The organism is bacterium, assembly GCA_012517375.1.
In the GTDB taxonomy this organism is placed as follows: domain Bacteria; phylum Hydrothermota; class Tepidihabitantia; order B3-TA06; family B3-TA06; genus JAAYVC01.
Map to the genome: position 1 here is coordinate 37,869 of JAAYVC010000073.1, position 15,588 is coordinate 53,456.

Annotated in this window: 13 protein-coding genes; 7 read left to right on the plus strand and 6 right to left on the minus strand. The window is 49.4% G+C overall.

All coding sequences use genetic code 11. The annotated features are described in order from the left end of the window. Nucleotides 1-24: 24 nt before the first annotated feature. The 4 genes from GX441_08165 to GX441_08180 all read left to right on the plus strand — a co-directional run bounded on the left by GX441_08165 (nt 25) and on the right by GX441_08180 (nt 4,964). Nucleotides 25-609 carry a hypothetical protein gene (locus GX441_08165; GenBank protein NLI98616.1) on the plus strand — a complete coding sequence of 195 codons (585 nt, stop codon included), beginning with the start codon at nt 25-27 and terminating at the stop codon, nt 607-609. A gap of 154 nt (nt 610-763) precedes the next feature. After that, the gene (locus tag GX441_08170) at nt 764-2,011 is read left to right on the plus strand and encodes a 1-acyl-sn-glycerol-3-phosphate acyltransferase (protein ID NLI98617.1); all 1,248 of its coding nucleotides are present in this window, start codon (nt 764-766) and stop codon (nt 2,009-2,011) included. Further along, entirely contained in the window at nt 2,008-3,444 is a 1,437-nt protein-coding gene (locus GX441_08175; protein NLI98618.1) for a hypothetical protein, read from the plus strand. Before GX441_08170 ends, GX441_08175 begins: the two co-directional genes overlap by 4 nt. A gap of 65 nt (nt 3,445-3,509) precedes the next feature. Further along, complete coding sequence (locus GX441_08180; GenBank protein NLI98619.1) at nt 3,510-4,964, plus strand: hypothetical protein; 1,455 nt, start codon at nt 3,510-3,512, stop codon at nt 4,962-4,964. A 70-nt stretch (nt 4,965-5,034) separates the two neighbouring features. Here the strand turns inward: GX441_08180 and GX441_08185 are convergent, their stop codons facing one another. The 6 genes from GX441_08185 to GX441_08210 form a co-directional block, all read right to left on the minus strand. After that, nucleotides 5,035-5,310, minus strand: a complete 276-nt coding sequence (locus tag GX441_08185) for a hypothetical protein (protein ID NLI98620.1) — start codon at nt 5,308-5,310, stop codon at nt 5,035-5,037. 39 nt (nt 5,311-5,349) lie between these two features. Then, on the minus strand, nt 5,350-6,318 hold the full coding sequence (locus tag GX441_08190; protein ID NLI98621.1) for an NAD(P)-dependent oxidoreductase: 969 nt from the start codon (nt 6,316-6,318) through the stop codon (nt 5,350-5,352). A 77-nt stretch (nt 6,319-6,395) separates the two neighbouring features. Further along, nucleotides 6,396-7,376, minus strand: a complete 981-nt coding sequence (locus tag GX441_08195) for an NAD(P)-dependent oxidoreductase (GenBank protein NLI98622.1) — start codon at nt 7,374-7,376, stop codon at nt 6,396-6,398. Between the two features lie 55 nt (nt 7,377-7,431). After that, the gene (locus GX441_08200) at nt 7,432-8,418 is read right to left on the minus strand and encodes an NAD(P)-dependent oxidoreductase (GenBank protein NLI98623.1); all 987 of its coding nucleotides are present in this window, start codon (nt 8,416-8,418) and stop codon (nt 7,432-7,434) included. 49 nt (nt 8,419-8,467) lie between these two features. Beyond that, complete coding sequence (locus GX441_08205) at nt 8,468-9,445, minus strand: NAD(P)-dependent oxidoreductase (GenBank protein ID NLI98624.1); 978 nt, start codon at nt 9,443-9,445, stop codon at nt 8,468-8,470. Continuing rightward, nucleotides 9,438-10,760 (minus strand): amidohydrolase family protein, encoded by a 1,323-nt coding sequence (locus tag GX441_08210; protein NLI98625.1) that lies wholly within the window; start codon nt 10,758-10,760, stop codon nt 9,438-9,440. Before GX441_08210 ends, GX441_08205 begins: the two co-directional genes overlap by 8 nt. A gap of 346 nt (nt 10,761-11,106) precedes the next feature. Between GX441_08210 and GX441_08215 the strand changes: the two genes are divergently transcribed. The 3 genes from GX441_08215 to GX441_08225 all read left to right on the plus strand — a co-directional run. After that, nucleotides 11,107-13,194 carry a DUF3857 and transglutaminase domain-containing protein gene (locus tag GX441_08215; GenBank protein ID NLI98626.1) on the plus strand — a complete coding sequence of 696 codons (2,088 nt, stop codon included), beginning with the start codon at nt 11,107-11,109 and terminating at the stop codon, nt 13,192-13,194. Beyond that, the gene (locus GX441_08220) at nt 13,191-15,257 is read left to right on the plus strand and encodes a DUF3857 domain-containing protein (GenBank protein NLI98627.1); all 2,067 of its coding nucleotides are present in this window, start codon (nt 13,191-13,193) and stop codon (nt 15,255-15,257) included. Before GX441_08215 ends, GX441_08220 begins: the two co-directional genes overlap by 4 nt. Nucleotides 15,258-15,396: 139 nt before the next feature. Further along, on the plus strand, nt 15,397-15,588 hold a 192-nt coding region (locus tag GX441_08225), incomplete at its 3' end, for a hypothetical protein (protein ID NLI98628.1).

Sequence of the window (15,588 nt, forward strand, 5' to 3'; positions counted from 1 at the left end):
ATCTTCGAGTACTCTTATTCTTGCATGGAGGAATATCCGAAGCCCTGGAGTAGCATTCTGACTCGCGGACTTACTCTTTATCAATTCAAAAAATATTTTATAAATTCCATTGGAGAAAAGGAAGCGCTAAAATCATTTGCAACGCTTCCTGAAGGCGCCCGCGATACCGTTTTAGATGTTAAAAAAAGCAGCTGGTATCCTTTTGAAACACAAAGATTGCTACGAGAATTGATAATATCCAAAACCGACCCCGGAAATCCTCTTGAAGCAATATTCAATATGGGACTGGAAACCGCTTCCTGGGATTTTTCGGGCTTCCTAAAACCTCTCTTCTCATTCATTCCGCTCGAAACAATATTAAATAAAACCGCCGCGCTGTGGAATAAGTATTACAATACCGGGGAAATAACGGTTCATTCCTTTACTAAAGGACTGGCCAGAATCGATTTACATTCCTTTCCGTCGGACCAGCATTTCTGCCCGGTAATAACATCTTGGATGACTATGGCTCTCCGAACATTAAAAAAGAAAGCCCCCTGTGTTAACCATGATATCTGCATCCATAAGGGAGATTCTTTCTGCAGATTCGATCTTACTTACACGCCCTGAATGAATTTTTTTCCTTCGTAATAAAGAAACGACAAACTGATAATGAAACAACATAGCATTTCATTAATAGATAACCAAGTGAATATTTCACTAACTAAATCAATGTAATTCTCTTTTCCTTGACTTTTGCCGAAATCTGAGTTTCATTAACCTGATGCTGCGAGAATGGCTGTCATTTCTGTGGAGGGACATCTTCTGGTGGTGGATTAAGATTTTTATCGGACCACCATTCCGTCTCTTCTGGCAAACAAGGGCTTGTGGAAAGAAATTCTTTCCGCGAAGAGGACAGGCTGCATTTCTGCTTGCCAATCATACCAATACGGTAGACCCCTTTATGCTAGCTGATTTCGTGCTGAGGCCTATTCGATATGTCGTTTCGGATGAATACTTCCGCTACAAGCCCTTGAAAGTAATGCTTGGGTGGCTCAAGGGAATACCCAAGACAAAGAACATCCCCGACTCGGTAACCATGCGGGAATTGCTGAAAGCCGTTAAACGCGGAGAGATTATCGGCGTTTTCCCCGAAGGTCAGCGCAACTGGGACGGCGAAACCATTCCGCTCGAGGATACTATCCCGAGACTCGTGCAGAAGTTGAAAATACCTGTTATATGCGTTAAGCAGCGGGGCTCTTACATGTCGTGGCCGAGATGGTCGAACAGAATAAGAAGAGGCCGGATTATCTTTGAATTCCACTATCTTTTCGAGGACCCCTCCTCCATACCGGAAGATGTCGCTGAGATAAAGCGAAAAATCGAAGAAAAACTGAATTACAACGAACTCGAAGACCCCTTTGTTACGAATCAGCTGTTCGATAGCCCAAGGGTTGCCGAGCACCTTGAGCTTCGCTTGTGGCTTTGCCCGCATTGCCTGAGTTTCTTTACACTCGAATCAAGCGAACGGTTTGTAGAATGCAGGCACTGCAAAGCCAGATGGCAATTCGCAGGCAACGGGACTTTTGCGCTAAAAAAAATGGGGGATAAATACGGAAAGGATTCCCTGAATTTCAGCCTATATATCGACTGGGCTAAATGGACGAACAAGAAAACCATGGAGATATTAGGAGAACGCCAAAAAAACCTTAATACTCTTGTGGAACAATCTGCGAAGTTTTGGTCGGCAGAGACTGATGACATAAGAACCAGGCACTTCCGTTTCCAGGGTACTGGCAAGGCTCAGTTGACACGTGATTACCGTCTGGTCTTCATTCGTGAGGACGGCAAGGTTTTACTCGATTCTTTCCTTTCAGATCTGAGAGGCGCAAATGTCGCTTGGAATCAAAAGTTCGAATTCTTTCTTCCTGGAATGGCTTACCGAATGACATTCTTCGGTCAATCCGCCTACTTCTGGGACTTCATCACGCAGAAAGCAATGTTAGAAAAAAGCGAAGGAGGAGTTTCATGAGTTATCCATGGGACCTTGTGATGGATCTTGGTTACATAGCCGTACTTCTGATAGTGGCCTGGCTCATCCGAAAAGCGCTTCCGTTTCTCAAAACCTTTCGCGTACCCGATGCAATCATAGCAGGCATCATTGGCGTGATTCTTGGCCCAAGCATTTTGAAGATACTGCCTTTTCAAACCGATCGCATGGCCGCAATAGTTTATCACTTTTCGACTATTGCCTTTACGGCTCTTGCTCTGCGAAGGGAGGAACAGAAGGGCCGAACGCGCACTGCCATTTCGACAGGATTCTACAACGGCGTCTCTTACGCCATCCAGGGTGGCCTTGGGCTTCTCATAACCTTGATTCTTATAAAGACTATCTACCCTAATCTCTTTCCGGCTTTTGGGCTGTTCCTGCCCTTTTCATTCGCGCAGGGACCGCAGATGGCTGGCTCAATGGGCACGGAGTGGGGCAACATAGTCCTCCCGTCAGGAAAGAAAGCGCTCGAATTCGGCACGTCCGTCGGATTCAGCTTCTCGACGATCGGGCTCTTCTGGGCATGCTTCGTGGGCGTCCCCCTGATGAACTGGCTGATACGAAGACGCCTCAAAAAAGAAGGCAAGAAACCTAGAGAAGTGCTGAAGGCGACCCCGGAGAGCGTGAAGGTCGAGGAAAAAGGAACCACAAGCGATTTTTCGGTTGATAAGATGACCATCCAGGTTGCTATTATACTTGTAATTTACGTTATCCTTTTCTTTTGCCTCAAGGGTCTCACATGGGTGCTAAGTACGTATACCCCGAAGGACTTAGCCTCGACGATAGTTCCCATTTTCTGGTCAATTCAGTTCGTGTTCGGAGCGCTTATAGGTACGGCGGTTGGAAAGATAATCCACACCCTTGAGGACAGAAAAATACTCAAGGAACGCATCTCCGACGATCACCTCCTGCAGCACCTCGGAGGTCTTGCAATTGACTTCATGATTGCTGCATCTATAGCCGCAATAGATATAAGGGTCTTCCAGGCTTACATCGTACCTATCCTTCTTATAACGACACTGGGCGGACTCGCGACAATTGGTTATACATGGTTTCTCGTAAAGCTCGTGTGGCCTAAGACTTTTGTGGAGCATTTTGTCGCGTTCTTCGGAGACCAGACCGGTACGCTTGCTTCAGGCATGGCGCTTCTGCGCGGTGTAGACCCTGAGTTCAAGACGTCCGCAACTTCTGATCTGGTTTACGGCTCAGCAATGGCTTTGCCCATAGCGGCTCCTTTGATCTTTGTCGCGGCAATACCAATATATGGTTTAAAGACCGGTCAGCCGCAATACTACTGGTGGACTCTATTGATACTTCTGGGGTATCTGGCTCTGGTGCTTGGGCTTTGGCTCAACCCCTGGTCGTTTAAATATCTGACCAAACATTCCAGGGTGGATAAAGTTGAGAAAAAATAGAAACCAAACATCCTGGATGAAGGAATTCATAATGTTTAATCCGAAAAGAAAACAAGGAGGCTTTAATGGGTGCGCCCTTCTCGTATGATTTGATACTCGATTTTTGCTACATCGCCGTTCTGCTTCTCATTTCCATAACTATCCGAAGATATGTGCCCTTCTTTTCTAAATTCCGCATTCCCGACGCGATTCTTGCCGGCCTTTTAGGAATTGTGGCAGGACCTAGCGTCCTCAAGATAATACCTTGGAATACTGACAGACTCGCGGCAATTGTCTATCACCTGATGGCTATAGGATTCATTGCCCTTTCGCTGAAGAAGTCGGAGGTAAAGGATAAAGCTAAAACGGCGTTTTCTGGAGGTTTCTTTACAATAGCCTCGTATGGCATACAGGGATTTTTGGGGCTAGCAATCACCTTAATCCTCATTCTAACGCTATACCCAAGTCTCTTTCCGAACTTCGGATTTCTTCTGCCTTTGGGGTTCGCCCAGGGACCGGGACTGGCAGGCGGAATGGGTCACACGTGGCAGACCCTCCCCCTTCCTCAGACGCTTGTATTTGCCGATAAAACCATGCCTGCCGGTTCCTCGACATTCCCCAATGGAACATCCATCGGATTCAGCTTCTCAACTCTTGGATTCCTCTGGGCCTGCTTTGTCGGGGTTCCTCTCATGAACTTTCTCATGCGCAGACGCGCCAGGAGAGGCGAACCCTCGCCTGGTCTTGAAGGCAAACCGGCGGCAATGCTTGTGGAAAAAGAACGTGATTTTGAGGGAATGTCGCGTTCCGTAGACAAGGCTTCCACTCAGATCATGCTCGTTGGAGTTGTGTATCTCGGCGTCTACTTCATGATTTTAGGTCTGACTACGCTCCTGACCAAGGCTTTCCCAGGGAATCTGGCAAAGAATTTAAATTCCCTTCTGTGGGTTCTCGTGTTCGCTTTCGGAGCGCTTGTGGGCAACCTCTTAACCAAGCTTATAGACGTGCTGGAGGACAAAGGAATCTTACTAAAGGATAAAACCCGCAGTAATTACATCCTGAACCATATCGGCGGCATAAGCGTCGACTTCATGATTGCCGCTTCGATTGCCGCGATTGACCTGAGGGTATTTGCCGACTACGTCGTTCCATTGCTAATAGTAACCACTGTAGGAGGCGTTGCAACCATCTTCTACACATGGTTCTTCGTGTCAAAGGTCTGGCCCAAGACCTTCGTCGAGCATTTTCTCGCGTTCTTCGGTACCCAGACCGGCACAGTGGCAACCGGCATGGGGCTCTTGCGCGGTGTTGATCCCGAGTTCAGAACATCGGCGGCTTCCGATCTGGTTTATGGTTCAGGCATAGCGGTGATTCTTGGACTTCCGCTTCTCTTCATGCCCGCTTTTCTGACAGAAGGATACCAGATGCAGAAGCACAACCTCTACTGGATAACGCTTGCCGCCACCGCCGGCTACACTTTATTGATCCTTCTGGCATGGTTCATATTCTTCAAGCTCTCAAACCGCAAGAGAAAGACCTGACAAATCCGAGATTGATATTGAGAGCTCCGCAAGGGGCTCTTGGTATTCTTTGGGTTGTTCCTACAACTCGCTAGTCTTTATTTATCTCTGGGGAGGAAGAGCGTGCTTGTTCCAGCAGTTGTCTTATCTCGGGCTTGATGAATATCTCGTCTATGGGCATGTCGGATAACGCCTTAAGGAAAAGCTCCGCTTTAATTTCGTCCGAAAGACGCTTATTGATAACGACGTAGCGGTTTTCCACAACCCTGCATCCTCCTCCCCTGCCGTCGAACGTATCGTATATCGTCTTGATGCCCAGATGCTCAGCGACTATCTCAAGCTCTGCAAGAAGCTTCTTTGCGGTCAATGTTCCTCCTTTTATGGATACAGCCGAATCCCGAAATAATCAAAGCCACTTCATCTCCTTGTACCAGTCCAACGTCTCGCGAACACCCTTGTAGATTTCTGTTCGAGGTCTCCATCCCAGTTCAAGGTTCGCACGCCTGGGCGAGATGAGCCAGTATCGCTTGGAAAACATCTCCAGCTGTTCGGGATTGAAGGCTGTCTTTGCCTTGAGAACCTTGGAGATAAACCATGCTCCGAACATGATCAAGGCGAAGGGGACGGGGATGCGAAGCGCCCATCTATGCCATACCTGGCCTATTATCCGGTACAGCTCGTTGAAAGTATTATTCGAGCCGTCTGAAATGTTGTAGATGCTTCCGCTTTTAACTTCGGACTCTATTGCCGCAACTACAGTCCGGGCAGCATCCTTAACATAGACAACGGATATGAAGCGGTGCCTGACACCCACGCTGGGATTGATGAATATGTTGAACGTCTTGAATAACCTTAAGCCCTGCGTATCGCGAGGACCATAGATCATGGGGTAACGAAGTATTACTATGTCAATATCCTTGCTCAGACCAGTGAGGAACCTCTCAGCATCTTTTTTGCTTATGCCGTAGAGCGTGCAGGGAGCATCGGGTTCGTTGCCGTCCCTCTGAACTGGTCCGTTGCTCGGGCCTCCGGCTGCTATGCTCGATACGTAAATGAATTTCTTAATGCCAGCTCTGACGCTCTCCTCCGCGATGGTTTGCGTTATATCCGTATTAATCGAATGGTAATCTCCCCATAGAGCGCCTGCGGCATGTACTACGGCATCGACCCCGCAAAGAATTCGTGAGAGCGCGACCCTGTCGCTCAACTCGGCTACATGAATCCTAAGCCAGGAATGACTTATCCAGCGCCTCGAGCTCGTGGAACGGACAAGCGCATGCACCCGGTATCCTGCTTCGTGGAGCGCCTCGCATATGTGCGAACCGAGGAACCCGGACGCACCGGTCACGAGAACGCTTCTGATATTCTTCTGCATCTTATACCAATGATAATCCGATTATAATCAGAGGCAACAACCCTTGTCTATGTCAACATTTCCTTTTTTTAGTAAGGCTATAGCCACCCCTCGCTCCTGTACCACTCTGATGTAAGCGCAACACCCTCATCTAGCATTGTTTCCGGTTGCCAGTTCAGTTCTCTTGCTGCCCGCTCGATGGATACGAGACGATAACGATATCGGAAATCCCTGATAGTCTCGGGCGTAAGCGCCAGTTCCCTCGTTCTCGACCCGTACATCAGTCCAACAAACGCTGCCGCCGGCCTTGCAGGGACCCTTATGATTCTTGGTTTTTTCCCAAGCGAAGAGGCGATTGACCTGTAAAAATCCTCAAGCGTGTGCGGCATACCGTCGGAGACGTAGTACGTTGAACCCGAAGGAACGGACGCACAAAGGGATGCAAGCACGGCCAGAGCCACGTCCCTGACAAAAACAAGAGACATATATACGGGTCTTGCACCAACGATAGGAACCGCCGGCATCGTTTTGATTAGTTTGAACAATCGAAAAAGATGCTTATCGCGCGGCCCGTAAATGAGGACGGGTCTCAGATTGACTATTGATATCTCATTCTTAAGGGTAGCAAGCGCCTCTTCCGCGTGCTTCTTGCTTTTGCCGTAAGGGGTATGAGGATTGTCAGGATCCGATTCCTTCTTAGGGATTATGTTTCGTGAGAATCCGCCCGCATCCCTGCTCGAAATGAACACGAATCTTCCGACGCGCATCCTTACTGCCTCCTCGGCCAGTATGCATGTAGCTTCAACATTGACTTTCTGCAAATCGTCAACACTTGCACCAATAAGTTCCGCAGCGGAATGAATAACCGCATCAAAACCTTTAAGCAGGGAGCGCAGACTGTTACGGTCGGTGAGTTCGAACGTATGCAGTTTGAGCCACGATTGACCAAGCCACTTTCTTGAGCTTGACGCGCGAACAAGGGCGTGTACTTCGAATCCCTCTTCATGAAGCGCGTCGCATATATGAGAGCCCAGGAAGCCGGATGCGCCTGTAACCAGAATCTTTCTTGTCTTTATCATCGTAATATCTCGACTATTGGTAATCCCATGCCCGTACATTGACAGAATAGTCCTTCTATATCCACTGATAAGTCCTGTACCATTCGGTCGTGCGCTTAATGCCTTCGCGAAGAAGCACCTCGGGCCGCCATCCGAGTTCCTTTTGCGCCTTGTCAGAGGAGGCAACCCAGAACTGGGCCTTCATCTCTTTAACCTTATCAGGAGTCAACGGCGTCCGTTTCTTAAGCAGCTTGACTAATATGAATACGGCAACGTCGAGAAGGAAAAAGGGAAGCTTGATAAGGATTCCTTTGCTGCCAAGGGAATCGGAAATCAGGTTATAGAGATACTCCATTGTCACAAGATAATCCATGCCGTCATTGATGTAGTAGAATGATCCGGACTTAACATTCGCGGTTACGGCTGCAACAGCCGCCTTGGCTGCATCGGTTACATAGAGCATCGAGACATAGGTGGGTCTGAACCCCGGATGAGGCTTTATGAAACTGCTAAGCATCTTGAAGACGCCCAGGAGTTCGGTTCCTCGCGGCCCGTAAATAGTCGGAAACCTCAAGCTCACGACTTCTATCCTATCGCGAAAAGAATAAAGCACTTCCTCGGCTTCTTTCTTGCTCTTACCATACCGGGATATGGGGCAATCAGGGTCTTCTTCTGTCTTCGTAATCTTGTCTTCGGTAGGGCCTCCTGCTGCATGGCTCGATATGAATACGAATCTACGCACTCCGGCTTTGATGCATTCCTCGACGAGGTTCTTCGTGCCTTCTACGTTAACCTTGTGATAAATCTCGGTATCTATCTCATTGGTTGCGCCTGCGTTGTGAATTACTGCGTCCATTTGCTTAAGCAGTGAGGCTATATCAGAGCATTCGTTGAGATCAACCGTATGCAGGTTAAGCCAGTAGTACTTAAGCCACTGACGCGAGCTCGTTTCTCGAATAAGGGCGTGCACTTCGTAACCGGCTTCATGCGCAGCCTCGCAGATGTGTGAACCAAGGAATCCCGATGCTCCAGTAACGAGTATTTTTTTTGCCGAGCGCTTCATGAAATAATCCATCTAATGGGATTAGCCGGAGTCAACGATACAAAATCAATCACAGCCATCCATGTTCCTTGTACCAGTCAACGGTTGCACGAAGACCTTCCTTAAGTCTGAACCCCGGTTTCCAGCCAAGCTCCCTTCTTGCCTTTTCAGCAGACGCGTACCAGTAAAGGGCTCTGAATTGGCGAACCTGGTCAGGAGAAATTCCGCGGGCGTTTGCAATATCGTGGTTCCACCATGCTGCAAGCGACACAAGCCAGAACGGAATCTTACGCCTGCGTCCTTTTTTTTCCTTTCCTAGAACATCCTCTATGCAATCGTAAAGCAAATCCAGAGTGTAGCACTCTCCGTCAGTAATCTGATATACCCCTCCGGGCTCGACTTCGGCGGAAAGGGCTGACAGGGCTGCGTTAGCGGCGTCCTTGACATAGACCATCGAAGTGTAGATAGGTTTATACCCCATCAGAGGAATTGTCCTGCCGCTGGCGGCCTTGAAAAAGCCGAGAATATTGCGGTCCCGAGGCCCGTATATCATCGAATAGCGCAGGCTGATTGTGAATAGGCTTTTGGATAGTGATGACAGGGTTCTTTCGGCTTCAAGCTTGCTCCGGCCGTAGTGGGATACAGGTCTATCGGGATCGGTCTCTGTTCTTGCCTCGGGTCCGCTCCCCGGACCTCCTGCGGCAAGGCTCGATACGAAAACGAATCGTTTGACTCCTTTGTTGATGCACTCCACGACAAGTTTCTTTGTCAGTTCGAGGTTTGTTCGGCGCGAATCCCTTTCATTTCTCGAAGTAGTGGCTAGCACTCCTGCGTTATGGATGACATAGTCGATTCCCTCAAGATACGAGGAGATTTTATCCTTGTCAGAGAGTTCCGCCCTGATGACGTTTAAGCCCTCGCCGAGCCACCCGGCGGAGCTTTCCGGCCTTATGAGCGCGTAAACATCATAGCCACGGCTTCTTGCAGCTTCACATATGTGAGAGCCCAGGAAGCCGGATGCACCGGTAACGAGTACTCTTTCAGACATTAGCTCTGGAATCTCTGATCTTTTTAGACCAGCATCTTGCCTCTTTCAAGACCTCCGCTTCATCGAGACCGGTGACTTTTCCATCCTTAAGAACCCTTCTGCCTTCAACATACACATCCCTTACATCAGACCCTCCTGCCGCATAAACAAGAGTCGAATAAACGTCATAAGAAGGCGTGTTATGCGGCCGCGACAGATCAACAACCACAACATCAGCCTTCTTTCCAACCTCGATTGATCCGAGTTCGGCCTCAATGCCCCATGTACGGGCGGCATCGATGGTGACGGTTCGCAGAGCCTCCTTGGCAGAAAGCGATGTAGGGTCAAGAGAACTCCCTTTTGCAAGGAGCGCGGCAAGCCGCATCTCCTCCCAGATATCCAGATTGTTGTTCGACGCCGCGCTGTCCGTTCCGAGCGACATGCGGATACCTTTTTTCAAATAGAGTCCGAAGGGCGGTATTCCCGATGCAAGCTTAAGGTTCGATTGAGGACATAGCACAACACCAATATTATCCTTCTTTAGGAGGTCCAGGTCCCCTTCCTGAGGCCAAACCATGTGGACAAGACCAATCCGGGTATCAAGCAGACCTATTTCGCTCAAGTATGCAACCTGGCTCTTACCGCGTTTGGCAATGGATTCCTGCGCTTCTTTTTCCGTCTCGGCGCAGTGTATCTGTACTGGCAGATTCCACAGCGAGGCAAGTTCTGCCGCACGGTGCAGCTGGTCTTCGGTTGTCGCATAAGTGGAATGACAGGCTATGGATAGGTGCACAAGCGAATCGTCCCGATACTTCTCGTATTGCTCCTTGATGTTCTTGAAGGTATCTTCGGGGTTCTTGGCCGAAGGCGTAGGGAAAGCAAGAAGCCCTTCTCCTAGCTGGATTCTTATGCCGGCATCTTTTGCGGCTCGGGCAGCCTCGTGCTCGAAAAAGTACATGTCGGAGAAAAAGGTTGTTCCGGACTTAAGCATCTCGACCGCAGCGAGCCTTACACCTGCCCTGATAAACTCCGGAGAAAGATGTTTTGCCTCAAGCGGCCAGATGTGTCCGGAAAGCCATTCATCCAGGGGAAGATCGTCCGCAATACCCCTGAAGAGACACATTGCAGCATGGTTGTGGGAGTTGATTAACCCCGGTATTATGGCAGCATCACCGTAATCAATGGTTTCGACTGAAAAAACTTTATCCTCTGTGCTCCCCGTCGACTTAATCGTGCCTCCCTCTATCTCCACATAGCCTGGAGAAAAAAGAGAAGCTTTCTCGTCCATTGAAACTACGTGCTTCGCTTTAAGCAGGAAGTGATTGCTTGCGTTCATTATCACGATGATATCGATTTTAACTATTCAAGTCAAGCAAAAAGCACGCAGCGATGCTGTGAGTCGCGGATACAACGACATTATTTAACAGGTATCTATCTCCATGATATATGCACCGCGGCTACGGGCCAATCATGATAATAACAAGTAGCTTCCAATACAATCTTGCTCAATACTCAGCAAACGACTGTAATTTTGACCCATTTCTATCATAGTTGACAATTGCCCGTGTCGAGTTATCGTGCCTGTGATGGATAATTGTCTTGACTCAGCCGTTCTTTGGCTTAGAATTATTGAATTGTAGGCGTCGGATTGTTCGAAAGTTTTTCATATCCCAGGAGGATAAATGAGACGTAGTATAGTACTTGTATGTCTTTCATTTTTAACAGGTTTCGGCGTTAAGCTCGAACTGCACGACGGCCGAACACTCAAGACTAGCGATATATTTTTCAACGGAAAACAGTTCATCACTGATACGGACACAATACCGGCAGGCGAGGTTAAGGAAGTCATCTTTGAAAACACGACCGGTCAGGGTTCGGGAACAGCAAGAGTAAGCGGCGATATTGCTGAACTTTTAAGCAATGCTCAAACAGCGAAGGAGAAATTCCCTGATGCAAAGGGAATACTGCTTCTTGATGACGGAAGCGATATCCTGATGGATGACCGCACACAGATTTATTCATATCACATGGCTTATCTCGTGCTCTCAGAAGCGCGGAAGGATATTGCCACTTTCAGGGCATACTACAGGGAGGGTGAGAACGACGTAAAGGTCCACTTTGCAAGGGTAATAAAGCCCGACGGTAAGGTCATCGAACTCGACAAGTCGACGATAAGGATAGAAACCCCGCCCAGGGAGGATATAGTCTTTTTCGGAAAAGGGCAGTGGATGACGTTTACACTTCCAGGCGTTGAGATAGGCGATATTGTTGAGTATTCGTACGAAAGCATAGATTTGAACCCGTGGAACAAGGATATATTCGATGCCGGTTTTTATTTCGAGGGCGAAGACCCCTACGTCTTTTCCCGGCTTACCGTGGACGTGCCCGAGACCGAATTCATAAAATGGAGGTCGTACCGGATGCCTGCGGGAGCATCCGAACCCGTAATCTCGACGAAAGACGGCAGAAAAACCTATGTCTGGACAACTAAAAACATGAAGCCGTATATACCCGAGTCTAACTCTCCTCCTGCAGGCGATTTTCTTGCAAGGGTTGACGTCACGAACCAGGAATCCTGGGATAAGCTTTTCGACTGGTACGCAGCCTTCCAGACCGAGAGAATGAAGGTTACGCCCCAGATTCAAAAGCTCACCGACAGCCTTGTTGCCTCTGCCCTGACTAAGGACGATACAATAGCGGCGCTCTATTACTGGACTCAGCTCAACATCCGCTACATATCCATTAAAGGAAGCGCGTCCTCCGGGGTATCAGGTCATCCTGCCCAGTTCACTCTTGACAGAGGCTTCGGAGATTGTACGGACAAGGCTATACTCTTTTCCACCATGCTGAAATCACAAGGAATAGAGGCCTATCCAGTGTATCTCGGAACGAACGACGAGGACCCCATGCTCGACCCGGATATTCCGAGCTACTACGGCAATCACTGCATAACCAAGGTTTATCTGCCCGATACAAGCTTCTATCTTGATGCAACAGGTTCGTCTGACGGCGGGTTCTCTCGTTATCCATCCTTTTCATCCATGGATCACGGCGTTTATTCGGTAAACGCGCTAAAACGAGAGGTTGAGATAATCCCGGTGCCGGAACCAACGCAGGAACTGCGCGAATACCACATGGATCTTGAGATAGATGAAGACGGTTCGCTTATTGTTCGTTACCAGAGTTTCTACGACGGCGAATTCGAAACCGGCCTGCGGTATTACTGGAACTACTTTTCCAGGGAAGAGGACAAGAGAATGCGTTTCGAGCAGATGGTCAAAGCCGAATCGCCCGATGCCGAGTTAATCGACTACGATGTTGTGAACATCGGGGATCTCAGCAAGCAGCTGAGCCTCAAGATAACATACAAGGTAAGGAATTACGTGGCATTTGCAGGGTCTGTAGGGCTCGTCAACCTGCCTGAGATTGCACGCAGGTACACTTTTGACGAACTCGACCTTGAATCGAGAAAGCTTCCCCTTGCCTACAGCACAAGCGAGGGAATACGTCATACAGTCACTCTGAGACTTCCCGAAAACTGGAAACCGGACTTTATACCTCCCGAGATAGACCTCAAAACACCGGACGTTTCTTACCGCGCTTCTTATACCGAAGATGAGGACGGACTCATACACTTCGAAGACGACTTTGCACGCTCGTCACGGCTTATTCCGCCTGAAAGATACAAATCCTTCAAAAAGCTTCTGAACTCGATAACGAACTACCACAAGAAACCTATCCTTGTCAAGGTCGAAGGAGGTGGCCAATGAAGCGCCTTCTTTATATCGCGATTATTGTTCTTCTTTCAGGATGCAGACCCTCAGTACGTTCGAGCCATGACGTAATATACCTGGTCAACGGAGAGGAAAAAACAGGCACCCTTGAAAAGATTACCTCAGACAGCGTATGGTTTTCAACACCGGAAGGAAAGCTTGAAGCCGCCAAATCAGAGGTCGCAAGCATCGATATCCCGCAGCCGCGCGAAGGAGACCAGTGGAAGACCGTCAAGGACATAGACGATCCGGTATTGAAGGAAGTCCTTTCGAGCTTCACCCCTCCTGAAGACATTGGTCTTTCCGACGTGAACTTCATCAACCTTTACGTTGAACACACCTACTCCTTGCGTGATGACGGAAAAGCAGAGGTTCGCGAGCGCGTGATTCGTTTCATCACTGCTGAAGCGGGAAAGGGTCAGGCCGCCAACAATACGTGGCTTTATCTTTCTGACCGCTCCCGCGCAAAGCTCGATTTCGCCCGCGGCATAACACTCGAAGGAATAGTAACATCCATCAACGAAGCTGCAATTAACCGCACGAGCCTTTACCCCGCGCCTGCCGAATACAGCAATTTGATGCAGATTCAGATAGCGGTTCCGGAATCGAAACTTGGCTCGATTTTAGATTTCCAGTTTTCAAAGATAGTGGACGTCATTGACAGCCTGCATCCATTCTCTGAACAGCTCATTCTCGAATCAAACGAACCGACCCTCAAGGAGATTGTAAAGGTCGAACAGCCTCAAAACGGTCCGCTAGCGGTCTGGGTCTCGACCGGCGATGCTCCGCGCAAGGAGACAAGACAGGGCAGGGAGATTCTTACATGGGAGATTCCGACACAGCTTCCTAAAAGGTTCGAGTATAATCTTCCTCCCTCAGCGGACTACCTGCCGCGCTTTATCGTAAGCGAAAAGGGCGACTGGCAGACCATCGCGGCGAGACTTAAGCCGTCGTTCGACTATGCGGTAACGCCTGGCAGTACGCTTGCCTCGCTGGTCGATTCGCTCACGAAAGGTCTTTCGACGAGTGAGGAGAAGGCCCGGGCGCTTTATTCGTTCGTCGCGACGAACGTGCGCTATACAGGCCCCGCTCCTGACCGCTTCTCATACGCGCCCACCCAGTGCGAGGATGTGCTTTCGCGCAGATTCGCTAACAACCTCGACCGCGCCACTCTTCTTTACGCAATGATGCTCGAAGCCGGTCTCGATGCGGACCTCGTTCTCATACGCAGCCGTTGGTCCGGCAGGCTTATCCCCTCCTTCCCCTCGCTCGGTCAGCTTAACTACGCGCTCGTGCTTTTTGAAGACCGCATCTGGCTCGACCCAGTACCCGATCTTGCATACGGCACGCTCAACGAGCAGGACGCTATGGGTTTATCTATATCTTCGGGAAAGCTGAAGAAAACGCCGTTCTTGAGTCCTGCGGAGGACGCATCCGTCACGCATTCCGAAGCAAGGCTGAACTCAGACGGCTCCCTCGATTTGACTACGCGGGTCGATTTCACTGGCAGGACTTCGTACTCATGGAAAAGCTATCTTAAGCCCATGTCCGCGGACGAGCGAAAGCAGGAAGCCGAAAGGCTTGCATCCGAGATTCATCCGAACGCGGCGCTGCGCTCATTCGAGTTCAAGGGCGTTGAAAATCTTAACGACAACGTTTCGTACACGCTCAGGGTCAGCATTCCCGACTACGCCGTGAGCGCGGGCGACTACTTGCTTTTCTATCTGCCGGGAGTCACGCATTCAGCGTATTCGGTCGGTTCAGCGCAAAGGCTCTACCCCATTGACCGCCGGACGCGCACATCCGATATGCTCGATTTGACGTTAGAGCTTCCTGCGGGCGCAGTCCTTCTCGAACTGCCGAAGGATGTATCGCTGAAGACGAAGCAGGACTCATATTCGGCGACCAACCTAACGCCAAGACCGGGCGCAATGAAGTTCACGGAAAGCGTGCAGGTTCTTGACCCCTGGATTGCGCCTGAGGCTTACCCTGAATACAAGGCGCTTATCGAAGGCATGGCGCGCGTGAACCAGAAGCCGCTGGTGCTTAAGCTCAAGTAATAGAATTAGAAATTTGCATTAAAGAGGCGGGGCAACCCCGTCTCTTTTTTTGCCCAAACCTTGACATTTGCGTTTTTTTTTACAATTAAGATACAGATGAGAAGCAATAAAGCTTCTCGTTCTAACCTCGGAGAAAATCATGAAACCCTTAAGTATTGGAGGAAGGGCTTTACTCGCACTGCTGGTCATTGCTGCAGGCTTCGCGGCTTTCGCCGACACCGACTGGTCAGGCTACGGAACGGGCGATTGGGGAGGTCTGCATCCCTTCTACATCTGGCAGGGAACCCTTGTAACCAGCTCAACGCCAAACAAGTTCGAGGGCTACTGGGGT